Consider the following 24,149-nt stretch of genomic DNA (forward strand, 5'->3'; position numbering starts at 1 on the left):
GTTTTTTTGATCCTTCTTAATCACTTTCTATTTCTACTTTGTAAAAAATAGATTCTGATTTCCTTACCCGTTGTTTTTTTAATTTTAACTCCCCAACATCACAGTAAAATTATTCATGCCCCATGTCTGTATTTAGTTTTTTTGTGTCTTTAACTCTAAATACAGAAAAAAACATCCGCGATATAATACTTCTAACTTAAGAACAATTCGTATTTAAATGTATGTCGGTTTAATACTTTATTATTTTTAGTAAATCTTAATATCACTTTCATCTATTTTGAATTTTATAAAAATATATGTTTGATACTATTCCTGAGAATTAAAAAATAAATCACATACATTATTAAAAATCATTGTATATTATCAATAATAATCAGGGTCTGTTATGCCTAATAAAGAACTTTTTTCTAATCTTTTAAATCAAGCTGACATTAAAATTAATGGTGACCGTCCGTGGGATATTATCGTTAACGACGATAAGCTTTTCGATAATATTTTATCTCAAGGAACTATTGCCTTTGGTGAAGGGTATATGGATCACCTATGGGATTGCCAAAGAATTGATATTCTAATAAGCAAATTATTACGTTCAAATATTGAAGAAAAACTTTCAAGCACAGATAAGTTTAAAATAGCAGCTAAAATTGGCGTATCTAAACTAAAAAATCTCATCAATCATCAATCTGTATCTCGTGTAAAAGAAGATGTTCCTTTCCATTATGATATTGGTAACGATTTATATACTAATATGTTAGATGATCGTATGGCTTATACTTGCGCATATTGGAAAGGAGCAAAGAATCTAAACGAAGCTCAAGAAAATAAAATGGAATTAATTTGTCGAAAACTGGATTTGAAATCAGGTATGCGCTTGTTAGACATTGGTTGTGGTTGGTCTAGTTTTATGAACTATGCTGCTGAAAAATATGGTGTTATTTGTGATGGCTTAACGTTATCCCAAGAGCAAATGAAACTAGGTCAAAATATTGCAGATAATAAAGGGCTACCTGTAAGAATTATTTTAGAAGATTATCGTGAGTATCAGCCAGTTCAACAATATGATCGCATTGTTTCTATAGGCATGATTGAACACGTAGGTCCTGAAAATTATACCGAGTTTTTTAATTGCGCTAATCGTTTTTTAAAAGATAATGGTATTTTCCTTTTACATACTATTGGTAGCCCAGTATCAGTGAATCAAACTGACCCGTGGATTAATAAATATATTTTTCCTAATGGTGTTGTTCCATCTATTACACAATTAAGCAGTGCGCTTGAAGGAAAAATGAATATTGAAGATATTCATAACTTTGGTCCTGATTATGATCAGACGTTAATGGCATGGTGTGAAAACTTTGAACGTAACTGGCATAAAATATCTGATCAATATAACGACCGTTTCTATCGTATGTGGCGTTATTACTTATTAAGTTGTGCTGGTGCATTTAGAAGTCGTGATTTAAACCTATTACAATTTTCACTAACAAAAAATGGTTGTGAATTACCATTACATGTTCGTGCTGCGTAAACAAATACCGATAATTTTTAGGTTAAAATTATCGGTATTTTTTAACTAAAATGGATTTAACCATGACTGGAAAACATATCTCATATTGTCGTCATAATTTTGAAGCTCTTTGTGCTACCAAAAAAAATATTTCAGATATCGCACTTGTTACTGAAGGCGGAGGCCAACGAGGTATTTTTACTGCAGGTGTTTTAGATGCGTTTCTTGAGCATGAGTTTAATCCATTTTCGTTATTAATTGGTACTTCTGCTGGTTCATTAAATCTTGCCTCATATATCTGTGAACAAAAAAAACATGCTTATCGTGTGATCACAGAAATCACCACCAAGAAGAAGTTTTTTAGCTATTCCAAACTGTTTTCAAATCGAGGTGGTATGGATTTGGATTGGTTATTAGAACAAACCCAAACCACATTAAAGTTACACTGGGAAACGGGTCGCCGTAATATGCAAAATAAAACGGTGCTTGCTAGTGCTTCAGGTATTGATCACCATCAAGCGGGATTTTTTGATTTAAATTCTGACTCATGGGATCAACGCTTAAAAGCCTCTTGTGCTATTCCTGTATTAAACCGTCAACCTATTTATTCTGATAATAATTATTGGGTTGATGGTGGCCTTAATGCTCCAATTCCAGCTAAAGAAGCCTATAACCGTGGTTTTAAAAACATTGTTGTTATTCGCACTAACCCTATTGGCCTTAGCGCGAATCATGAATGGTTACATAAAGTAAAAGCAGGCTTATCAAAAACTAAAGCAGCAACATTAATTGATATGCTGTTATTACACGAGAAAAGCTATAGCGAGAGTGAACACTTTATTGCCAACCCTCCTGATGATGTTAATATTTATGAAATCTTCCCGCATAAGTCTTTGAAATCTAAACTTATTGGTAGTGATATAACTTCATTAAATCACGATTATGAACATGGTAAACATTTGGGAATATATTTCCTTAAGACGATGATGTCTTATTGCCAGTGTACATGTTGTAAAATCGCGTAACGGGTTATTTACCTTGTATAACACGAGTGAGTTTAGGTGCCATCATCAATGTGATTATGGCAATAATACCCGTGATAACGCCGATTTCTTTAAACACTACACCATAAATTTCTAGCGTTGTATGTGGATCGGTTACCCCTTTAGGTGCGGCTGTTAATGTTGCCACCCACCCTGCAATAACCGCTGCAGTTGCTGATGTTAAAAACCACATCCCCATGGCAAATCCCATCATCCGTTGTGGCACTAATTGGGCTATCATCGCAAGCCCTAATCCTGAAACTAATAGCTCACCAAGAGATTGCAATAAGTAGCTAAGTATTAACCAATTTGAGCTCATTATACCGTTAGCATCTGCATAATGGCTGCCTAAGGTTAATATAAGAAATGCACAGCTACATAACACCATACCTAAAGCAAACTTATAGGGCATGGAAAAGTTTTCGCGCGTTTTGTTATATACCATGGCGAGTATAGGGCTACAGATCATGATCCAAAATGGACTGAGTGCTTGAAATTGCTCTGGCTGTACTTCGATACCAAAGATCTTATGGTGAATGTTGTGTATAGCGAAAAAATTTAACGACGTTGGCATTTGAAAATACAGAACAAAGAAGACGATTCCTTGTAGCATAAGTACAAACGCAACCATCATCTTTGCGCGCTCTAATCCTGTCGTTTGTAATGCTTCTTTGAAATATAAGGTAACAATGGTGACACCCACAACGGCAAGGATCAGGTGAGCATAAAAGATATGTTGCAACAAAAATGCACTCACAAACGCTAATAGAATAGTTCCTATAACAACGATAAAATACTTACCGTAATTAACTGGCTCTTTGTCTGGTTGAGAACCAATGTTCTTTACTAATCGACGGCTAACAAGAAAATTAGCGATGGTGATCAATAAACCAATTGAGCTTACACCAAATGCGATTCCATAACCTAGATGCTCAGATATCCATGGGGTAAGTAATGTAGAGATAAATGAGCCGAGGTTAATCGCCATATAATACATGGTGAAAGCACCATCTAATCGTGGATCATTTTTTTCATAAACTTTAGCTAATAAGCTGGATGGATTCGCTTTAAATAGGCCATTACCAATAGTAATAAACCCCATCGCAATATAAATCAGTTCCTTGCTATTAAATTCGCCTGACGCTGAAATACCCAGTAGTGCATACCCTAACATAAGCACAATTGCACCCAATACGATGGTGCGTTTTGTACCTATAATTTTATCACCAACCCAGCCACCAATAGCAATAGAGCCAAAAACCAATGCTGAAAATGCGCCAAATAAGGTAAATGACTCGGCTTCTGACATGGCAAGCACATCGACCAAGTAAACGGTAAGGATGGCTTGCATGCCATAAAAACCAAAACGTTCCCAAAACTCGATGGAAAAAATGAGATAAAACGGCTTGGGTTGTTTAAAAACATTAAGTTCTGACATGTCTATTCTCTTTATTTTTATGCATTTTCAGTAACCGTTCCAACATAGTATTTTACTTAGTAAGCGCTTTTTATGTTGCGGCATTATTTTAAATTTTATTTATATATGACACCTTCACTATAGAACATTCTTGCTTCTATACCTCAATTCTTAATTATGCGATTTGTGATTATTTATTGCTCACTATCCTTTCTGTAATTGATTCTAAGCACAATAAGTACAGGAATGATTGATGAAGTACACGATACTTTTTGTGTTATTAGCTTCTTTAGCCTACACAGGATGTGGAGGAGGAAGCTCTGATGACACAACAAATACAACTGAAGTTGATACACCAACGGCTGAGCTCCCTCCCCTTGATGAACAACTTCCCAGCACACCAGAGAACGAAACTGAACCTACTGATGATCCTGAGCCTAAATTTTTGATCAGTGATATCTCAAGCGGTTATTACGATAAGTTGTATGACGCGGTAGGTAATGAGTTAACGCTAGATAAAGATCAGGTTTTATCTATGCAAGACGCATTAGTTGATGATGTGTTACCTATTTTGACAGAGGAACAGCAAAATACATTTAACGAAGCCTATAAGGCATTTGAAGACCTCGACGAAAAAAATGAGGTCGATAAGGTCTTATTTTCCAACAGCATGATTGATGCGATGTTAAGCAGTGCAGATAAAGAGACACAAGATAAATACCTTTCTTCTTTTCGCTTGTTCCGTAAACAGACACATCATCTGTTCCCTATTTCACGCTTAGGTGATTACAGTTGGCTATTTGAGTTTCTAAATCAACGCTCTTGGTTAACGCATATTATATTGATCCCACCAGAAACGACTGACGATTATGCTGCGACTTGCCGTGAAAATAATGTCCCTATTCCACCCGATTGGGGCTCTGATTTATGGGTACACCAAGGTACAGCAACCACTGATTTTCTTGCTAGCCGAAGAACTGAAGTTTATGCCTATGAAGATCCTAGTGTTGCAGGAACCTGTATGGCACTACCTCGCTGGAGTTTAGGGGCTTCAGGCAGTGAATATATACAATTTCTTGGCATCATTTGCCAAAGTAAAACCACAGGTAAAGCGTGTTTTTGGGATAATATCAGTAAAGAAACAGGCGGAAGAATTACAGGTGGTGAAGATTTAACGTTTAAAATTTCGGATATTCAAAATGGTGATAACCTCGCTGAAAACTGTACTAACTGCCATAGAGGTAAGAACGTTTTCTTAATTCACCCCGACACGCCAATTGATATTTCTGATGATTACGACATTGATCCGAATGTTCGCTATCAGCCGATCTCTGCACAAGGCTGGACAAATCCCCCTGCCTTTGCTGAACTTGGCGATGGTGCATGTGCGAGTTGCCATGAGATAGGTGGTATCTCCTTTGATTATTGCAACACAGTGCTAAGAAGTGCAGCTAATCAAACCATGCCTGGCACAGCTATTTCTCCCGATCCTGTGGGTTGGGTCGGAGACGATTCGTTCTACGGTACACATATTCAAGCAATGATTGATGCAGGCTGCCCAGAGTAACATGATGTACTCACTACAACAGGCTGCTTTGTAGCCTTTTCAATTAAAATTCAGAGCGTTAAAAATATAACTCATTTCAAAGCAAAAGAGGCCGCTTAATGGCCTCTTTTCTATATTGCTGACTTAACCGCCAGCTAATTTTACTGTGTGACCTTTTTTCTCAAGGTGCGCTTTAATTACATCACGCTTATCGCCTTGAATTTCAATTTTTCCATCTTTTACTGAACCACCACAGCCACATACTTTCTTCAATTCGGCAGCAATTAACTTTAGTTGGGTGTCCTCAACATCTAAGCCCGTGACAATAGAAACTCCCTTGCCTTTACGACCTTTAGTTTCACGCTGAATACGGACAATACCATCACCTTTTGGGCGAACGGGTGCTACAGTTTCTTCTTTAATTCGACCAGTTTCGGTTGAGAAAACTAAACGACTGTTATCATTCATTGTGCAATTAGTCTCATTGTTTACGTGGTTATTGTGAATAAGCTTTCAAGTTCACATATGAATCTTGCTAATTCGCTTTAAGCTAATATTATCAAGAAAAGAACACTAAACGGAACAGCTTATGATTCGGAATGTTATATTTGATTTTGGTGCAGTGTTATTTGAGTGGGATCCACAGAAAATAGTAGATACTTTTACTCAATCTATAGATGAGCAAAATATCCTAATGAAACAAGTACTCGCCCATCCTGATTGGTTAGCGCTTGATCGTGGGACTATGCTACTAGCAGAGGAAATACCTAAATTTTCAGCAAGGACAGGAATTTCATGCCAAAGGATGGAGGATTTCATTAACCATATCCAATTAAGTTTGGAAAAAATACCAGAAACTGAGGCATTATTTTTTAGAATTCTAGATAAAAACTACCCTACCTACTACCTAACCAATATGTGTAGTGCTTTTTTTGAAACCTTGTACGAAAAGCATCATTTTATTTCATTTTTTGACGGTGGTGTTGTTTCAGGAAAAGAGCTAACTATGAAGCCAGAGCCTGAAATCTTTCATCTTTTGTGTCAACGTTATCATCTTAATCCCCATGAATGTCTCTTTATTGATGATCATTATCCTAATATCGAAACAGCTAAATCACTCGGGTTTAATACGGTGCATTTTACACCAACGCAAGACTGTATAAGAGAAATAGAAGAAGTACTTGCAATGTTTAGCCCTGAAATCCAAGCTTTTTAATGAATTTTAACAATCACTTGAACCAATAATGGTGTATCCAGTCTATTATCAGTAAATAGATATATTATTTGTTTCAGGAGTATGTGTGAAAAACATTTTTATCTCTGCGGTGCTTTTGCTTGCCTCAGGAACAACTTTTGCTACACCACAATGTGATGGAAAATCCATTGTGGGCCCCGTTGAAACGATCAAAGTAAAAGATCTTGGTATTAATTATAAAGCCCGTATAGATACAGGAGCTAACACAACATCTATCAATGCTTACAATATCAAAATCGACGGAAAAACTGAGAACGACGACAGTAAGCAAGGTATGCATAATAATTTAGGACGCAAGATTACTTTCACAACTGAGAATGAGCTTGGTCAAGAAGTCACGCACACCGCTAAAATTATTAAAGTAAGTAAAATTCGTAATGCGCAAGGTGTCGAGCGTCGTTATGCCGTTGTCATGGATCTGATTTGGAACGGTCAGAACAAAGCAATTCCTGTTAACTTACGTGATCGTAGTAAATTAGAATACAAACTCTTAATTGGACGTAACTGGCTAGAAGGTGATTACCTTGTTGATGTTACAAAAGAAGATGCTGACGATTAGATAATAAAAAACAAAGAGTAAGTCATAACGATTAAAACAAAGCCTGCTGAATTAGCAGGCTTTGTCGTTTATTGAGCTTTAGATTGTTTCTCAATGACTTTATCAAGGTATTGCTTAATGGATGTCGCATTACCCTTTAATAACTGCCCTCTTAAAAGCAAATACCATTCGTTAGGCTTACCCGTATCATTACGTATGATAAAACCACGATAGTTCTCAGATGAACCTTGGGAAACGGGCTTTGAGGATTGAGATGAGAACTTCTGAGGATGAATGAATGTACTCATGTCCAACCACCAATCAACACTTTTTTTAATTTCAGTCAGTGTGCCGCTGATAGGGTTACCTTTAATTGCTGATTTCCATTCATTGGTAACGCCCGTTGTATTTTCAATAGTATATCCACGGTGAAAAATCCGTTTTTTCATACTGTTGATCCTTGTCTTACTTTAAGTCCAACATCATGATAACAAGGTTACCATTTGTTAATAAATGCTCTGTAATTTAAGCATGATGTTTTATTGATGACTAGTATTTTAATGCTACTAAAGCGGTTTATGTTTAAAGTTTGCATACTTTGTTCAATATATAATGTTATAATTTACTCTAGACATAAAGTTATAGTGCGCTAGGTGTTAAGTAATGGCGAAAAAAATTCCAATTATTGATTGTGATGTAAAACGTGCCAAAAGTATTACTCAGTTTAAACAAGTGGCAGATAACATTGCTATTTGGCAATCACTTACCCACTATAGTTACGCTAAAAATACCTTGGTGGCGTTTAAAAATGACTGGAACCACTTTTTAATATTCTGTGAAAACAATAAGGTATCAGCATTACCTGCAACAGCTGAAACAGTGCATCGTTTTATCGAAAAAATGGCAGAGTCACGTAAATTAGCCAGCCTAAAACGTTACATTGTCACTATAGGGCTTATTCATAAATGTCATGCCCTACCTAATCCATGTCAAAGCCAAGAAATTAAGCTCGCAATGCATAAGCAGCGGTTAGATAAACATGATGACTACACCCATGCACAAGGCTTTAGAGATAATCATTTACAGGCATTACTTGATATCTTTGCCCTATCAACAAAACCCAAAGATGTCCGCGATATGGCCATTTGGGCTATTACCTTTGAGGCAATGTTAAAACGTTCAGAAGTCGCAGCACTGACAATAAATCATATTGAAATAGAAGATTCGGGCTTAATCAATATCACTGTAAACGATAGGATTATTGCCCTTAGCGATTTAGCCTCTAAAGCGGTTCAACGCTGGTTAACACTCGGCATGATTATGGACAGCTTTGTATTTAGACGTATTGATAGACACAGTAACATTGGCGATAAACCACTGGATCACTCATCAATTTACCGTGTTTTCCGTCGTGCAAGCCAAGAGTTGGATTTACCTGCTGATGTCATTTTCTCAGGACAATCACCCCGTGTTGGTGCAAGCCAAGATTTAGCCGATTCTGGTCTATCTATTAGTCAAATTCAGCATCAGGGACGTTGGCGAAGCCCTGCTATGCCCGCACAATATATTGGCCAACGTGGGAAACGTGATAATGAATTAAAAAAATTCGCTAAGAAAAACAGCGATAAATAACTTCACATCCACCAGCAAAAAGCCCGTAAACTTGTTCATAAACATCTATACGGGCTTTATTTTATATTTAGCTAAACGTGGCAATGATTACTTCGCTGCGCTCTTAATTGCTTGTTCGATGAACTCAGCAAATTTATGTCCGTGATGCTCTAGCATTTTCGGGAACATAGAAATTGGCGTCATTCCTGGGAAGGTATTGATTTCATTCAGTAGGATTTCGTTGTCTTCACTTAGGAAGAAATCAATACGAGAAAGATCTTTTAGCTTCATTTGTACAAACGCTTTACGAGCATAAGTGCGGATCGCTTCAATCTGCTCTTGCGTTAAGTTCTCTGCTTCAACCATGGTGGTTGATACACTATCAGCGCTGTATTTTTCTTCGTAGCTGTAGAATTTATCAGTTGGGCAAGATACTTCACCCGGCTTGGTGATCACTAGCTCGTCACCGTATTGGTAAGCAGCAATTTCCAGTTCACGTGGACGAATCGCTTTTTCAATAAGCACTTGATCAGAGTAACCAAACGCATTGTTAACAGCATCTGTTAGTTCTTGTTCAGTCGTTACGCAGTAACAACCAACTGAAGATCCCTGACAAGCCGCTTTAACAAAAACCTTACCCCACTTTTTAAATGCTTCAAGCGCTTCTTGATGTGCTTCTTGGTTGTTTTCACTTAGGAAAATATAAGGCGTGTTAGGGATGTTTAGTGCATCAAACCACAGTTTAGTTGTGATCTTATTAAAGCAATTTGTGCTTGCTTCTGCTCCACACCCTAAGAAAGGTAGACCAGCGATTGTCAGTAAAGATTGCAGATCGCCCGTTTCACCTGGGAAACCATGAACACAAGGAATGACATAATCGATCACTACTTCTTGATCGCCAACAATCAATGTTTTGTCTAAATTTAACTCACAAGAACGATTTTCAGCGTCTAACCAGCCGTCATTTTTAGTCATCTCTACTCGAGTATAAGTAACACCGCTGATCGTTTTTAGTTGCTCTTCAATAAAGTTTGCTGATACGAGAGAAACTTCATGCTCAGCACTACCGCCGCCGCATAATAATAAAACATGGATAGAGCTCATCATCATCCCTTGTAAACGCCGCTAGCTTTAGATGTCGCTAACGTGAAAATAATTAATAACTTTGATACAAATAGAACCAATGCAAAATCGTCAAAGTCTGTGTGAATAACATAGTAATCAAAAAAATCGATACTGTGCACCCTCTGCTATCGCGAATCGTGATTTATTTTAAATTTGACTCGTTACTTGCTTAGTAAATCAACGCTTCTAACACCGTGCTTACATGTATCTACTGGACTTACGGCAATAAAAAAGTCATTTACCGTAATAAATGACTTTTCATCAATATAATCTGTTATGTGAAATGCTTAACGAATACGTTGTAATGTTGGATATTGTGTTGCTTCAATATCTGCGAGGTTACGAACAAATGCGCCAGATTGAACCACTTTTTGAGGCATAGCTGCCAGTGCTGCTTTTGCAGTTTCATAATCCTTGTAATGACCATATAACAAGGTATAGACACTACTACCATTGATCATCTTATCATTGAGCCATGCGGGTTGATCTGTGGGTAACTGACTTAAATAAGGTTTAAATTCATTTGTTTCACGCATGGCTAACAGTTGAATACTGAACCCTTTAACGGCTGTGGTTTTCTCCCCTACTGCCGCTTCTTCTGTCACAGCCTCTTTGCTAACTGCGTTTTGTGTTTCATCGATTGGCTGTGTATTTGGCGTGGCTTCTGTCGCTTGTTCATTTACAGCTTCAGGTTCTGGTGTGCTTTCAACCGCCATCTCTGGCGCTTGTTCAGCCGTTGTTGCTGCTGTCGCTACATTCGCTGCTGCTTGTGGTGTTGCCTCGACTACATTTTTGTTCTGAGTGTTTTCAGCAACACGTTGGGCTGATACTTGATGGTCTTCACCCACGATATCAACCATATCATTAGGTGTTTGAACCTTAGCATTATCAGCTTGTGCTATATTTTGCTCAGGCTCTATTGCTGTCGTCTGCGTATTTGGGGTTTCAGTTGTTGTTGGTACAACAGCAGGTGTTGTTTCTGTTGGGAGTTGTTTTTCACTAATGGCGACAGATTCACTGGATAAATATAAAGGTTCAGACACAACACTTGGATCGACTTCCGCTACGGTATCGATAGGTTTTATTGTTTGTTCTGCATTAGATTGATTAATTGTTTCAACCGGTGCTTGAGTTTGCGGTGTAGACATACAGCCAGTAAGTGCAGCTAGCATACTGATAGTAAATATTTTTTTCATGATTGGATTCAGACCTAACGAAAGTGTAGCAACTACATTAATGATATTCTGCCGTGCCTTTATTCACCAATCAACAGTAACCTTCTATTAATAGATTCTTTATTAAGTAATTGTTTTAAAGGTCACGCTAAAAAGGAAAAAAGCCCCCTGCATTATACAGAGCGAAATGTTAGCGATAAAAAGAATTAATAAGGTTCAGTTGATTAGAATGTTGCATTGATGCCTAGCCTTTACTCTCGATCACCAGCTACATTTGTATTTGTTTTTCCACCACCGCCAAAGTACTCAATATCAAATAAGTTCTTCAGATTTAAGCGTAATTCAACATCGGTTTCAGTAGCACTCATACCGTCAGATATACCTGAGTCAAAACGTATATATTCATTTTAAGCATCGATATTTTTTCTCATGAAAGGTATTTTTTTAAAGCAGGTCAATGAAAAGCTATATTGACTAAATAGTTATTTAAGTCAGCATCTTCATTCAGTAAACTGACGTTATTATTTTGTATTGTGTTTTATTTTGGAGTAGATATGGCTGATCCCCATATTAAATGTGAACTTGATGTATTAGATAAGCTCACTGTTGTGCTTTACCGTTCTGCACTAACGATTGCTGCACTTATCATGGCTGTTATTGGCTACGAAACGATACCAGCAACGCCATTCTTAATTATTGTCGCTTTATTAGCTTCAACAACCGTCCACATTTATGACAAACGCTTCCGCTGGTTAATTCAAGGGGCTGGTTTATTTGCTGCTATTTGGCTAATTGCTGGTTTATGGCAACCGTTAGCATTAGGTGCTGCTTTATTTGTGTTTAGCGCACTCTCCGTCAAAGAATACTTTTGTTTTCAAATTAAAGCATTGCTGCTTACCCCTATTGTATTAGCTGGCTTTTGGTTCTGTTTTATCTTTAATGTTCCCGCCGGCGTTATTGCGTGTGCAATGCTTGGCGCAATCTTATTAGGCGTAGCTGCATTTAGTAAGTGGCGTATGCCTTTACATTTTGATATTGGTGATAAAACACGTTATCAAGTTTAAGCAATGACATTTTATTGATGATAACAAGAGATCATAGCGATCTCTTTTTTATTACTGCTTAGCCAACTTTCGAATATGTTTCTGTTCATACATATTCTGATCTGCAATGTTGAGTGCAGCTTTAACACCATCATCTAAGGTGCCAATACCATATGAAAAGCTCAGATATAGTTCTTGAGCTGAAAAATACTCTTCAATACTAGTACGTATTTTTTCCATTCTTTTACTTACAACATCAACGTATAGACTATCGAACAGTAATATAAATTCATCGCCGCCAAAACGAATCATGACATCATTCGCACGTAACATAGTTTTCAAAGTGTAAGCAAAATCACGTAGAACCTCATCGCCTTTACTATGTCCGTACGAGTCATTAATAGGTTTAAAACCATCTAGATCAATAAACACTAATTGTTGGCTATGTTTAACATAGCTTGATTCTAAGTAATCTTTTTGAAAGCAACCCGTTAAATTATCAATCGAGATATTACCGTTATCTTCATAGACACTACAAATCACAAAGTCTTGGCCAAAGTGGGTTAACTTTTGGCGATAAGTCTGAAAAAACTGACTACCATTGTCTGTTTCTACGGTTTCATTTGATGTAATGAAACAACTATCACCATTAAGTAATTCTTGATCTAGCGCTAAGCAAGTACGGTAATCAGGAAATATTCTGCACACCTCATCAACAGGTACATCAACTAAATCCATATTCAGATAATCAATATGCTTTTGATTGTTATAAATCGCATTACCGTTATTATCACGAATAATGACAAATGCATCACAGGTACTAATCAGTGATGACATCAGTAAAGAAGGTGCACTATTACAGTTTTCTAAGATCTCTTTATAATTCTCGTTGATCCTTTGTTGCTCTGCATAAACATCAAAACTATTGGGACTCACACCGATAATATTATAGTGATCAATTTGAGTTAACTTTTCTATCGCCGCTCTGGCTTCTAGTGGGCTTTTAGAACGATTAAGTTCATAAATCGCCTGATCAAGTGCTAAACATAAAGACTTTTGCCCTTTTTCATTAACTGACAAGGACTTTGTAGGTTGCAATTTATCTACATGTAACGGTTTGGAAAAATAGAAACCTTGGTATTCCATCTCTCCAAACTGCTTTAGCAAATTCAACTGTTCAAAGGTTTCTATTCCTTCAACAATAATTCTTTTACCTAGAACTTTAGCTATTTTTTCATAAGTTGTTCTTACTAACGAATAGGCGACATAGCTTTGATCTATATTCTCAATTAATTTTCTATCTAATTTAATGTAATCGACATCAAGATGAATCAACATCTCACTATTGATATAGCCTTTGCCGTAATCATCCAGCGCAAAATTCACACCAACGGCTTTTAATTCAGCAATTGCCGCTTGAATTTGACGAAAATCATGACACTTATCATGGTTCGTTAATTCTAATATAACATTTTTCTCAACAGCGAAGATTTCTTTACATTGTTTAATAAACTCAAAGTTAATCAAACTGTTAATTGAAATATTAATCGCAATTCTTATCTTTGACGCACAGTGATTAACTCCACGTTGCTCAAGTACCTGACGAATAACCATGAGATCAAAATTCACAGTATCTTCTACAGCATTGACATAGTTTTGAATATTAATCGATTGTTCGGCAGCACATAATAGCGCTTCATAAGATGAGATTTCGCCGTTGATATATCTGGGCTGATAGTGGAATGTAAATTTAGATAGCATATTTATTATTCTTTCTTGTTCTATATTAATGAATAATAATTCAACAGTTAAAAATACTCCAAAAAGAAACTGTAACAAAATCTATATAAAAACAATTAGATAACTTATTGATAAAAAATAATGTTAATTGAATGAATTGTGTAATTATCTAGTCAAGTATCGATATTAATGATCCTCTTAGCTTTATCTCTTTATGAATTTATTACGTTCAGATCACAGCTCTTTGGCTAGATTTTCCATCTTATCTAATTCAGGTTTATCCTATAACTAGCTTATCTATTAACTATAAAGGATATCGATCATGGATGGGATGAGACGTTTGCTCAAACCAAAATCAATTACCGTTATTGGCGCATCAGATAACCCTTCGCGTGCCGGTAATGTGGTTATTCGGAATCTCTTATCCGATCAATTCCGTGGTCCTATTATGCCTGTCACACCAAAATATGATGCGGTAGCAGGTATTCTCGCTTATCCTGATATTGCTAGCCTACCGCGTGTCCCTGATTTAGCTATTGTGTGTACTCGGGCTGAGTTAAATATTGATATCGTTGAACAACTGGGTAAGAAAGGCGTTAAAGCTGCTATTATTCTTGCGGCAGGAATGAACAATCCACAGTTAAACCCCGCCCCTTTTACGCCAAACCATCAGCCAAGCCTTGAAGATCAAATGTTGGCAAAAGCCAAAGAATATGGAATGCGATTAATCGGCCCTAATAGTATGGGATTGATCTTACCGTGGCTAAACTTGAACGCATCGTTTTCTCCCATAAGTGCTAATAAAGGAAATATTGCCTTCATCTCTCAATCGGCGGCTGTTTGTACCACTATTTTAGATTGGGCAAAAAATAAGAGTATTGGATTCTCTACCTTTTTGTCACTCGGTGATGCTTGCGATATTAACTTTGCGGAGTTATTAGATACCTTATGCCAAGATTCTAAAACAGAAGCGATTTTGCTTTACATTGATTCGGTAAAAGATGCACGCCGTTTTATGTCTGCCGCTAGGGCCGCTGCTCGTAACCGCCGAATACTGGTGTTAAAAAGTGGCAGAACCCAAGCGGGCAGTTCTGCTGCACATATCCATACCGGTGGTGATATTGGCTTAGATGCGGTTTATGACGCTGCGATTAGGCGATCAGGTATGTTACGCGTAAACAATACTCATGAACTGTTTGCTGCGGTTGAAACACTTGCCCACTCTGTGCCGTTACGAGGCGAGCGCTTAGCGATTTTAACCAATGGCGGCGGGCCTGCAATTATGGCTGTCGATGCGCTTTCAGATCGCGGTGGAAAACTTGCCCAACTCAGTCCTGAAACCATTAATCGGCTTTCTGCTGTGTTACCTTCATCTTGGTCTCACTCTAATCCCATTGATATTATTGGTGATGCTGATATAACGCGTTACCAACAGGCAATTAAGATCTTATTAGACAGTGATGATTTTGATGCCTTATTGATCATGCACAGTCCATCTGCTATTGCGCCCGATACAGCGACCGCTGAAGCACTCGTTGACACTCTCCACCAGCACCCTCGGACTAAACGTTTTAATATATTGACTAATTGGGCGGGTGAAAACGAAGCGGCTATAGCACGAAGAACCTTTACAGAAGCAGGGTTTCCTGCCTATCGCACTCCTGAAAGCGCAGTCTCCGCTTTCATGCATTTAGTCGAATACCGACGTAACCAAAAGCAACTGATGGAAACACCGGCTTCTGTTGGCTATGACAATCATAATTCACATCAAGTCCATGAATTAGTGAATATCATGCTGACCAATAATATTCATCATTTAGAAACGCATGAAGCTCGCCCGATTTTAGAATGTTATGGCTTTAATACTCTACCAACATGGATTGCGCTTGATGCTGTTGAAGCGGTTCATATTGCTGAGCAAATAGGCTATCCCGTTGCGGTTAAGTTACGCTCTCCTGATATACGACATAAATCAGAAATACATGGCGTTGTTCTTCATTTACGTACCGCAGCAGAAGTTGAAACCGCAGCGCAAGCTATCTTTGATAGGGCTACTATGCTTTACCCCACTGCGCGTATTGATGGATTGTTAGTACAACGTATGGCAGATCGTTCAGGGGCACAGGAATTGCGGATCGATGTACATAATGATCCGATCTTTGGCCCTGTGATCTTAATGGGTGAAGATAATGCGCATTGGGATATCCACCGTGACGCAGCAGTAGGTATACCACCATTAAATATGGCGCTGGCTCGTTATATGGTGATCGATGCTCTAAAAACAGGAAAAATCAAACAGCGCAGTGCATTAGAGAAAATAGACATTCCTGCTTTGTGTAATTTATTGGTTAAGATCTCACATTTGATCATCGATTGCCCAGAGATCAAAGCCCTTAATATTCATCCATTATTAATCAGCGGTAGTGATCTCACTGTGTTAGATGCCTCAATGGAGATTCAATCTTTCAGTGGTGATAAACAAAAACGCCTTGCGATACGTCCTTACCCTAAAGAGTACGAAGAAAGTTGTGTGCTCAAAGATGGTCAAACCTTATTATTGCGCCCTATTTTGCCTGAAGATGAACCGTTACATAAAACCTTTATGTCTAAGGTTTCGGTTGAAGATCTTTATAAACGCTTTTTCTCTGATGTCGGCGAGCTAAACCATGAAGCACTCGCTAAGTTTACGCAAATAGACTACGACCGTGAGATGGCTTTTGTTGCCGTTGCACAAAATGCCAATATCAACCCAGATACAAATGAGAAAGAAGATGTTGTTTTAGGTGTTGCTCGGGCGTTATCCGATCCTAAAAACCACGATGCCGAGTTTGCGATTCTAGTACGCTCTGATATGAAAGGATTAGGACTTGGCAGTATCTTAATGGACAAGTTAGTGAGATACAGTAAACAACGTGGATTGCAATATTTAACGGGAATGACGATGCCGTCAAATCGCGGGATGATCCATCTTGCAGAGAAAGTCGGTTTTAGCATTGATGTACAACTAGAAGATGGCATTGTGGAAATGCTACTTCCACTTACTGACAAAAAAGATAGCTAAGCTCCGAGGCAGCCATTCGATGAAATCATCAAATTGCTGCCTTTTTTGATTTTATTGCTTATATTCAACATCTAACGTTAAACTTTAAATTGACGAATTATATAATGTAGCTGTGATGATAAATCAGATAATTCTTGGGTGGATTTAACGGTTTCATTAACGCTTTGAGCACTTTGCTGAGAAATCATATTCACCGTTTCCATGTTTCTATTTATTTCTTCAGTCGTTGTACTTTGCTCTTCTGAAGCATTAGCACTTTGTGTATTCATATCGTTGATCTTGGCAATAGATTCGCTGATCACGCCAAACGCATCTCGGGATTTCGTCGCATTCACAACACTTTCTTTCACAAAGTTATTGCTCTTATCCATGCTGACAACTAGTTCGTTAGTGCCTAGCTGCACTTTTTCAATTAATACTTGAATTTCTGTCGTTGAATCTTGCGTGCGTTTTGCTAACTCTCTGACTTCATCAGCCACAACAGCAAAACCTCGCCCTTGATCGCCAGCTCGTGCCGCTTCAATTGCAGCATTTAAAGCCAGCAAATTCGTTTGATCTGCGATGCCGCGAATAACATCTAAAATTCCACCTATATTTTCAGTCTCTTGCACCAATTGATTTAACCGTACTGAGGTGAGGTTTATTTCTTCATCAAGTTGATGGATACCTTCTATTGTATCTTTAACAATGATAATCCCTGATTGCGCTTCCCTATTTGCTTCATTAGCGAATTGAGCGGCTGAAAAGGCATTCTGTGCAACTTCTTGAACTGACATAGACATTTGATTCATCGCCACTGCCACTTCATCTGTCATATGTTGTTGTTCTTTCACACCTTGGCTTGATTGCGTCGTTATCGTGGTTAAATTATCTGATGCATTTCCAAGTTGATCACTCGCATTACTCATTTTTAAAATGATTTGTTTTAAGCTATCTGCTGTTGTTTGCAATGCAGTGAGTAATACACCTACTTCATTATTACCATTTGGCTTGATTTGAATCGTTAAATTACCGTTAGCGAGCTCTTTTGCGGCAACAACCGCTCGTCCTATTGGTCCAGTGATGGTTTTCGAAATAATAATGCCAATAATCAAGGCAAGAATCGCTGTAATGATTCCCCCCCAAGTAATCACTATGGTTGCTAAATCCGCAGCATTTTCTGCCGATATTTTACGTTGCTGCATTAAGTCTTTTTCAACTACGATGATATCATTCACTTTAGTACGCAGTTCGTCCATGTAGATCTTGCCTTGCTTCGTTGAAAGCTCTTGGTATAAATCTTCCATCACTTTGTAATCAAGCCCATTTTTTATCAGCTTAATTGCAACCTCAGCATAATTATTAATCCAAGCATTGACGTTTCTATCTTCAAACTTGTTGAATTTAAATATATTTTCTAACTCTTTCTTACTGATGTAATACGGCTCAAGGTAAGCTTCATCTTTATTAATGATATAACCACGTAATCCTGTTTCCATATTAATTAACGCTTGGAGTACATCAGTGCTTTTATAGCCAAACTTTCTATCTTTTACTTCAACTCGAATCTGATCCATAAGCTTCTTCCCCATTCCAGAAGCTAATAGTTCATCGATTTCAATGGCTGCATTCTCACCACTTTTAATATCTTTTCGAAGCTTAATGATCTTTTCTGCATACTTTTGCCAGTTCATCGCATCACTCTCGACTTTATCAAACCGTCGTTGTTGTGTTGGATTATCACTGGTCAATTGTTTAACAATATTAAGATCTTTTTTGAACCTATCTTTACCACTCACATAAGGTTCTAAATATTCAGTTTGTCCACCAATAGCAAAACCGCGCAGTCCTGTTTCTTGATCAATCATCGCACTAACAAGCCCATTCGCATGATCGATAACTTTATATGTGTGTTCTACTTTTTTGGATGTTTGCTCCATTGTATTAATTGCATTCCATACAATGGTAAATAAAACGCCAAGTAAAAAAATAACGAAGCCATTACTTATTAGTAGCTTATTTCTTATTGAAATATTGGAGATATTCATAATGTATTAGCCTTTTATTATTGAGTAATAACGGCAGATATGACGGCGATCACTTCAGTTAACCCAAAATGTCCATAGCTTGTAGCCTTATATAGAATAAGCAATTAATTGCACTTAAATTTATAAACTACAGTAATTTGTTTTAAAACTGAGAATATCAAACGTATTGATAAAATTACCTTTAAATCCGTAGCATATTTAGCTAACAAAAATGCCTTATACACTATAATTTTCAGTTTAAAGACAGTTATCCGAATTATGTGAGGTGTTACTGTGTATAACTATCTAAACACTGAGGGATATAAAACACGTCATTATTTATATTTACTCACCACTATCATGAGCTTTTTGTTTCTATCGCATTTTACTTACGCAGGAACGACCAAAAATATTGGTACCAACATTCCTCTTGATGATCAGTACGGATTAGCACTTGAACCTGCTCCAACTATCACTTATCGCTTTTTACCACCAGCAGCTGGACAGCAACAAATTGAACAATTTATAGAACAATCTCCTGTACTCGACACCATCAAACAACTTAGCCAACGTCGTTTTATTTTCTCACCCAGTTTACAGGTTGTGTTCGGTTCTAAAGATGGCCCACTGTTCGATCCTGAGAAAAATTCGATCCACATTCCCTATCAATTTGTCATTGAAGTCCGTAAACGTTTTAAAAATAAAGGCTTGATCAACAATCAACGAGAGTTAAATCAAGCAACAGAAGATGCATTATTACATACCCTACTACATGAAATTGGTCATGCTTATATTCTTGATAGAGCAATACCCATTTTAGGCAAAGAGGAAGATTCCATTGATAACTTTGCGACTATCCTATTACTTAACGATATCGCAAGAGGAGATGAAATAGCGATGAACTCCGCCGATTTATTTGCGTTAGAAGATCTGGATATAGACAGTTTTGATGACGCGGATTTTGTCAGCGAGCACAGTTTAGACTTGCAGCGTTACTATAATATTTTATGTTTAGTGTATGGTAGTAACCCTAACCGTTATCAACGTATATTCGATGAGTTACCCGTCTCTGAACGCCAACAGCAAAAAGAGCGTTGTCCTGAATATTTTTCTGTCATTAATCAAGGCTGGTTGCATTATCTTGCCGAATAACGATAAGCAAGCTGATATGAATGATATATTCATTGCAAATCAATATTTAAAGCTATAAATAACCCAAATATGACAAAGCAAAAAACAATCACTTTACTATAGGGCTATAATCTTTAATATCAATAACATGATAACGATTTACATTGTGTTGTTACACTTTTACGGATGAGTTTGTATTCTATGTCGAATGGCAGTCAAAAAGATAATAAAGCAGAAACAAACTCAGATATAAGTAAGAATGATCATACTAATGCGGTTTCGCAGCCTAAGCGATTCCGTCGCTTTCTATTTTGGACGATTTTACTTTTCACAACGCTTCCGCCTGTCGTACTTTCTATCTGGCTGAACAGTAAAGGGATCCACCTTAACAGCGTTTCAGGGTTACATTTCAAACATGGTCTTTCTGCCAAGAAAATCTCTGTCAGTATTAATGATACAAAATTAGAGTTTAACAATTTATCTCTTCAACGACGTCTCGATAAAACCAGTGGAGAAGTGTCGTATCATATAGTGGCAACAAAAACGAAACTGGTACTTCCTCCTGCAGCAAAATCAATGCTTAAAGAGAACAATGTACAACTTAACTACATTCACTTTTGGGATGCTGATTTTAAGTTTACGCATTTTAAGACACCTTTTCGTTTTTCAGCCCATGCGCGAAAAGTAACAGCATCAGCGCTGCATACTAACAGTGTAAGTGGGTGGCCTAACGCTATCCAGATACTAGAAGATGTTAACGTAGATTTTAATAGTGATCCTGATATTGCATTATCTGGCACAGTAAAGCACGGTGTGATAACCCTGTTTTTCCCTGACTATAATCCCTCTCCTCATTATCGTTTACCTTTTAACGATGGTGATTTTTCTATTGCTTGGAAGAAGGATTCAACTCCACTCAAAATTAATATTGGCTCTTTGGTTCCAGAGTGGGAAACCTTATATTCAATTTTAGAAAAGCAAATCATCACGAAAATGGCTTTCGCGATTGATTTCCATGATCCAATAGACTCTATGGTGTTAACCACTGATAAATTTCATATTGAAGAACCTAAATATTTGCCGCAATTTGTTGAGCGTGCCGATATTAATAATAAGGGCTACCACTTAGGACAAACCATTGCCAACCTTGCGCAATTGCCGATGCACAAATTTAAAGTGAAATCTTTTACTTACGGTGATTTAATTTTAGATGCGAAGGTGGTTTTAGAAACACCACTCGCAAATACAGAAGGTAAGACTGAACAAAAAAAGCATAAAAAGAAAACAGCTAAAAAACTGGCGACACAGAAACAAATTGATAGAAAAAAGGCAATAGATCAAGCGAAACAACAAGCAAAAGATCTTAACGTCACAGAAGAAGCGCGAACAAAAGCGAAATTTATTGTTCGTGGTAAAGCACTTGCGCCTAATCCCTACGATCTTGATGTGACAGTTCGTCACTTAACTAAAATTGATGCATGGGTTAATACCCACCTAACACGCAGTGACGGTAACAACCTTTACTGTGAATCTAAAATCCTCTTTAAACAGCCATTACCTACTTACTTCAATTGTAATGCTAACTTCAAAGACACCAAAGAATTTACAGATCGTCTAGGCCTAACTGAACTGCCTAACGCAAAGATCAATGGCCCACTGCGCTTTTGGGCTAAACAAACATCAGCTCCTATTGATGCGCCTAAGAATAAAAGCATGCTGCTTAACAACAAACTTGCTACCGCTTATTATGATGTAGGATTTGAATTACCTGAATCTTTTGAGATCGCCTTAAACAAGTACGCTCTCCCAGCAGGCTTATTCAAAAAATTTAATGGTGAGCACGCAGAACAACGTAAAAACAAACAACTTGCTGATGTTAAAATGATCAGTGATGGCAAAATCGAATTTAACGTGAATTTCTACGACAAGCTACTACGTGTCAATTTGAAAGATGACAGTAAAAAAATTAGTTTTGTTAATAAAAAAACGCAATCGGCTATCAAACTAAATTTTAAAGATCTCAGCTGTCTTTACCCTAATTTGCAATGTCATATTAATGCAGAGATTGAAGCTAAAGCCGATAAGATTTATCCCATGCCTAATAGTTTGATTAAAAACTTCAATTTTCGCACCAACATGGTAGCAACATGGGCTAACAACCTCTTAGTCGCAAAAATGGCTAAGAATAATATTTCAATGGATAATGTTGATGTTCAAAGTATTCCTGGCTTTCAAAAGAGCCAAAGTAAGAATGTTAACTTCCAGTTAGATTCATTAGTCGGACTCTATACACAAAATAAACAAGGTACTATTGGTACATTTACCATTTACCAACCAGCAGAAACAAAGGCATCACTGAATTCTGAATTTGTAGTAAACCGCCAAGAAGGTGCTCATTCAGATGAAAACAGGCATCCATCATTAAGTCGCTATCGCGCAGATCTAGGGATCAAAGTTAATAATTTTTATCTTAGCCAAGATTTGAAATTAGACGATGACACGTCATTAGAAAACGTGAAGGCTAATACGGATAGTACAAATAAAGATCCGTCATCTAAAGTGTGCAATCCTGTCATGCGAAGTATTCCTACACCACCGTATAAGCATAGTCACGCATACAGTGTTGAAGCGTTAATTAAAGATAACGTCTACTCAGCGACGGCTCTACCACAATTGAATGTTTGTGCGGGAGCATCACATTTCACTGCGCCATTACGTAACGAAATTGATAATCCAGAGGCTTTTTTAACCGCGTCTATCATCGATACATCAGGTAATATAAACCACAATACAGATAGTGACGTTATTCTTAAACCACTGATCATTAGGTCTGATTACGGTATTGTATTTAATGTTCAACGTAATCAATTAAAACTGGGTAAAATTTACAGTGATGGCCACGTACAGTTATTAGGCAATGAGTTAACCCTCAACAATCAATTTAAAAACAGCAGAAAGGCTTTATTTGCAGATATTGATTTACACGCTAACTTTGACACTGGGAACTCTCACATAAAGTTACAGCGTCACACATTTGATTTTACACCAGAGCAAGATCTCAAAAGCTATTACATTCCTATATTGCCGATTGATTTAAATATTACCCATGGTCAGTTAACCACGAGTGCCGATATTCATATAAATAAAGATGCACAAATTACAGGATCAATTGAACTATCAAGTGACGGCATTACAGGTGCGTATGAAAGTTATCGCTTTGGTAACGTTGATAGCAATGTAGAATTAGCGCTGATTGATTCTAATGTGAAAACACAATCACCGCTGGAAATCTCAGCCGATTATCTTGATCTGGGTATTCCGATGTCAAACCCTCGTTTTGTTGCTGATTTTGATACCGCAAAACAGTATTACCATATTGCACACGGTTCAACTGAGCTTTACGGGGGAAATGTCACTATTACACCACTCACTATCACTAGCCTGAGTAATATTAAAGAAGTTCCTTTAAAGGTAACGGGGATTGATTTAAAACGTGTCATGGCGATTGCGGATCAAGACAATATTGAACTAACAGGAAAAGTGGATGGCATTATTCCTATTGCGCTTGATAATGGCAGTATTGTGATACGTAACGCTTCGCTCGATACCCGTACACCCGGCGGCGTATTACGCTACATTGAAGGCTCAAGCCTTGATAAAAAAATTAAAGAGGCGGGCGCGTCAAGTCCGCTCAATATTGTAAAGGTTTTAGAAAATTACCATTATAATAGTATTGCTCTTACCTTTGATTACGCTAAAAATGGCGACCTTTCATTAATAACAGAAATCAAAGGTCAAAGCCCAGACTTCCAGAACGGACGTCCGATCCACTTAAACATTAATTTAAATGACAATATCCCTAAATTATTGCGCTCAAAAGATTTGATTTATTCATCACATTTAGTCGCTCAAATCAAACAACAACTTGGCATTCAAGAATAAGAAGACAAC

The 24,149-nt window shown here is 37.4% G+C and carries 17 protein-coding genes; 10 read left to right on the forward strand and 7 right to left on the reverse strand.

Annotated elements, in window-relative coordinates:
- Nucleotides 1-385: 385 nt before the first annotated feature.
- Both cfa and C9J42_RS09585 read left to right on the forward strand, forming a co-directional pair.
- Nucleotides 386-1,528 (forward strand): cyclopropane fatty acyl phospholipid synthase, encoded by a 1,143-nt coding sequence (gene cfa / locus C9J42_RS09580; protein ID WP_107301951.1) that lies wholly within the window; start codon nucleotides 386-388, stop codon nucleotides 1,526-1,528.
- A gap of 62 nt (nucleotides 1,529-1,590) precedes the next feature.
- Entirely contained in the window at nucleotides 1,591-2,532 is a 942-nt protein-coding gene (locus tag C9J42_RS09585) for a patatin family protein (protein ID WP_107301952.1), read from the forward strand.
- 4 nt (nucleotides 2,533-2,536) lie between these two features.
- On the opposite strand, the gene dtpA is transcribed toward C9J42_RS09585, so the two are convergent.
- The gene (gene dtpA / locus C9J42_RS09590) at nucleotides 2,537-3,988 is read right to left on the reverse strand and encodes a dipeptide/tripeptide permease DtpA (RefSeq protein WP_107207931.1); all 1,452 of its coding nucleotides are present in this window, start codon (nucleotides 3,986-3,988) and stop codon (nucleotides 2,537-2,539) included.
- Between the two features lie 232 nt (nucleotides 3,989-4,220).
- Between dtpA and C9J42_RS09595 the strand changes: the two genes are divergently transcribed.
- Entirely contained in the window at nucleotides 4,221-5,534 is a 1,314-nt protein-coding gene (locus tag C9J42_RS09595; RefSeq protein WP_107301953.1) for a hypothetical protein, read from the forward strand.
- 123 nt (nucleotides 5,535-5,657) lie between these two features.
- Here C9J42_RS09595 and yciH read toward each other — a convergent pair whose 3' ends face one another.
- Complete coding sequence (gene yciH / locus C9J42_RS09600; RefSeq protein ID WP_107207928.1) at nucleotides 5,658-5,981, reverse strand: stress response translation initiation inhibitor YciH; 324 nt, start codon at nucleotides 5,979-5,981, stop codon at nucleotides 5,658-5,660.
- A 121-nt stretch (nucleotides 5,982-6,102) separates the two neighbouring features.
- Between yciH and C9J42_RS09605 the strand changes: the two genes are divergently transcribed.
- Both C9J42_RS09605 and C9J42_RS09610 read left to right on the forward strand, forming a co-directional pair.
- Nucleotides 6,103-6,729, forward strand: coding sequence for an HAD family phosphatase (locus tag C9J42_RS09605; RefSeq protein ID WP_107247425.1), 627 nt, complete (start codon nucleotides 6,103-6,105; stop codon nucleotides 6,727-6,729).
- A gap of 85 nt (nucleotides 6,730-6,814) precedes the next feature.
- Nucleotides 6,815-7,327, forward strand: a complete 513-nt coding sequence (locus C9J42_RS09610) for a RimK/LysX family protein (protein WP_107207925.1) — start codon at nucleotides 6,815-6,817, stop codon at nucleotides 7,325-7,327.
- Between the two features lie 68 nt (nucleotides 7,328-7,395).
- On the opposite strand, the gene C9J42_RS09615 is transcribed toward C9J42_RS09610, so the two are convergent.
- Nucleotides 7,396-7,755: a DUF3319 domain-containing protein gene (locus C9J42_RS09615; RefSeq protein ID WP_107207923.1), complete on the reverse strand. Its 360-nt coding sequence runs from the start codon at nucleotides 7,753-7,755 to the stop codon at nucleotides 7,396-7,398.
- A gap of 214 nt (nucleotides 7,756-7,969) precedes the next feature.
- Here C9J42_RS09615 and C9J42_RS09620 point away from each other — a divergent pair, with 214 nt between their 5' ends.
- The gene (locus C9J42_RS09620; protein WP_107301954.1) at nucleotides 7,970-8,938 is read left to right on the forward strand and encodes a tyrosine-type recombinase/integrase; all 969 of its coding nucleotides are present in this window, start codon (nucleotides 7,970-7,972) and stop codon (nucleotides 8,936-8,938) included.
- An 87-nt stretch (nucleotides 8,939-9,025) separates the two neighbouring features.
- Here C9J42_RS09620 and C9J42_RS09625 read toward each other — a convergent pair whose 3' ends face one another.
- A complete protein-coding gene (locus C9J42_RS09625; RefSeq protein WP_107301955.1) occupies nucleotides 9,026-10,021 on the reverse strand; it encodes a D-alanine--D-alanine ligase in 996 nt (331 codons plus the stop codon).
- Nucleotides 10,022-10,329: 308 nt separating this feature from the next.
- On the reverse strand, nucleotides 10,330-11,238 hold the full coding sequence (locus C9J42_RS09630) for an SPOR domain-containing protein (protein WP_107301956.1): 909 nt from the start codon (nucleotides 11,236-11,238) through the stop codon (nucleotides 10,330-10,332).
- 533 nt (nucleotides 11,239-11,771) lie between these two features.
- Between C9J42_RS09630 and C9J42_RS09635 the strand changes: the two genes are divergently transcribed.
- The gene (locus C9J42_RS09635) at nucleotides 11,772-12,281 is read left to right on the forward strand and encodes a hypothetical protein (RefSeq protein ID WP_107287868.1); all 510 of its coding nucleotides are present in this window, start codon (nucleotides 11,772-11,774) and stop codon (nucleotides 12,279-12,281) included.
- Nucleotides 12,282-12,332: 51 nt separating this feature from the next.
- On the opposite strand, the gene C9J42_RS09640 is transcribed toward C9J42_RS09635, so the two are convergent.
- A complete protein-coding gene (locus C9J42_RS09640) occupies nucleotides 12,333-14,021 on the reverse strand; it encodes a GGDEF domain-containing protein (RefSeq protein ID WP_107287869.1) in 1,689 nt (562 codons plus the stop codon).
- 301 nt (nucleotides 14,022-14,322) lie between these two features.
- On the opposite strand from C9J42_RS09640, the gene C9J42_RS09645 reads away from it, so the two are divergent.
- Nucleotides 14,323-17,061, forward strand: a complete 2,739-nt coding sequence (locus C9J42_RS09645; RefSeq protein WP_107261299.1) for a bifunctional acetate--CoA ligase family protein/GNAT family N-acetyltransferase — start codon at nucleotides 14,323-14,325, stop codon at nucleotides 17,059-17,061.
- A 77-nt stretch (nucleotides 17,062-17,138) separates the two neighbouring features.
- Here C9J42_RS09645 and C9J42_RS09650 read toward each other — a convergent pair whose 3' ends face one another.
- Nucleotides 17,139-19,088, reverse strand: coding sequence for a CHASE3 domain-containing protein (locus C9J42_RS09650; protein ID WP_107301957.1), 1,950 nt, complete (start codon nucleotides 19,086-19,088; stop codon nucleotides 17,139-17,141).
- Between the two features lie 273 nt (nucleotides 19,089-19,361).
- Between C9J42_RS09650 and C9J42_RS09655 the strand changes: the two genes are divergently transcribed.
- Together C9J42_RS09655 and C9J42_RS09660 are read left to right on the forward strand one after the other, a co-directional pair.
- A complete protein-coding gene (locus tag C9J42_RS09655; RefSeq protein ID WP_107207910.1) occupies nucleotides 19,362-20,219 on the forward strand; it encodes a DUF4344 domain-containing metallopeptidase in 858 nt (285 codons plus the stop codon).
- A gap of 180 nt (nucleotides 20,220-20,399) precedes the next feature.
- Nucleotides 20,400-24,140 (forward strand): YdbH domain-containing protein, encoded by a 3,741-nt coding sequence (locus C9J42_RS09660; RefSeq protein WP_107301958.1) that lies wholly within the window; start codon nucleotides 20,400-20,402, stop codon nucleotides 24,138-24,140.
- Nucleotides 24,141-24,149 lie beyond the last annotated feature (9 nt).

Origin of the sequence: Photobacterium sp. GB-56 (assembly GCF_003026105.1) — a bacterium.
Lineage (GTDB): Bacteria > Pseudomonadota > Gammaproteobacteria > Enterobacterales > Vibrionaceae > Photobacterium.

Excerpts from the sequence above, each read along its gene's own strand:
- cfa (WP_107301951.1), top strand. The coding sequence starts at position 386 with ATGCCTAATAAAGAACTTTTTTCTAATCTTTTAAATCAAGCTGACATT.
- C9J42_RS09585 (WP_107301952.1), top strand. The coding sequence starts at position 1,591 with ATGACTGGAAAACATATCTCATATTGTCGTCATAATTTTGAAGCTCTT.
- dtpA (WP_107207931.1), bottom strand. The coding sequence starts at position 3,988 with ATGTCAGAACTTAATGTTTTTAAACAACCCAAGCCGTTTTATCTCATT.
- C9J42_RS09595 (WP_107301953.1), top strand. The coding sequence starts at position 4,221 with ATGAAGTACACGATACTTTTTGTGTTATTAGCTTCTTTAGCCTACACA.
- yciH (WP_107207928.1), bottom strand. The coding sequence starts at position 5,981 with ATGAATGATAACAGTCGTTTAGTTTTCTCAACCGAAACTGGTCGAATT.
- C9J42_RS09605 (WP_107247425.1), top strand. The coding sequence starts at position 6,103 with ATGATTCGGAATGTTATATTTGATTTTGGTGCAGTGTTATTTGAGTGG.
- C9J42_RS09615 (WP_107207923.1), bottom strand. The coding sequence starts at position 7,755 with ATGAAAAAACGGATTTTTCACCGTGGATATACTATTGAAAATACAACG.
- C9J42_RS09620 (WP_107301954.1), top strand. The coding sequence starts at position 7,970 with ATGGCGAAAAAAATTCCAATTATTGATTGTGATGTAAAACGTGCCAAA.
- C9J42_RS09625 (WP_107301955.1), bottom strand. The coding sequence starts at position 10,021 with ATGAGCTCTATCCATGTTTTATTATTATGCGGCGGCGGTAGTGCTGAG.
- C9J42_RS09630 (WP_107301956.1), bottom strand. The coding sequence starts at position 11,238 with ATGAAAAAAATATTTACTATCAGTATGCTAGCTGCACTTACTGGCTGT.
- C9J42_RS09635 (WP_107287868.1), top strand. The coding sequence starts at position 11,772 with ATGGCTGATCCCCATATTAAATGTGAACTTGATGTATTAGATAAGCTC.
- C9J42_RS09640 (WP_107287869.1), bottom strand. The coding sequence starts at position 14,021 with ATGCTATCTAAATTTACATTCCACTATCAGCCCAGATATATCAACGGC.
- C9J42_RS09645 (WP_107261299.1), top strand. The coding sequence starts at position 14,323 with ATGGATGGGATGAGACGTTTGCTCAAACCAAAATCAATTACCGTTATT.
- C9J42_RS09650 (WP_107301957.1), bottom strand. The coding sequence starts at position 19,088 with ATGAATATCTCCAATATTTCAATAAGAAATAAGCTACTAATAAGTAAT.
- C9J42_RS09660 (WP_107301958.1), top strand. The coding sequence starts at position 20,400 with ATGTCGAATGGCAGTCAAAAAGATAATAAAGCAGAAACAAACTCAGAT.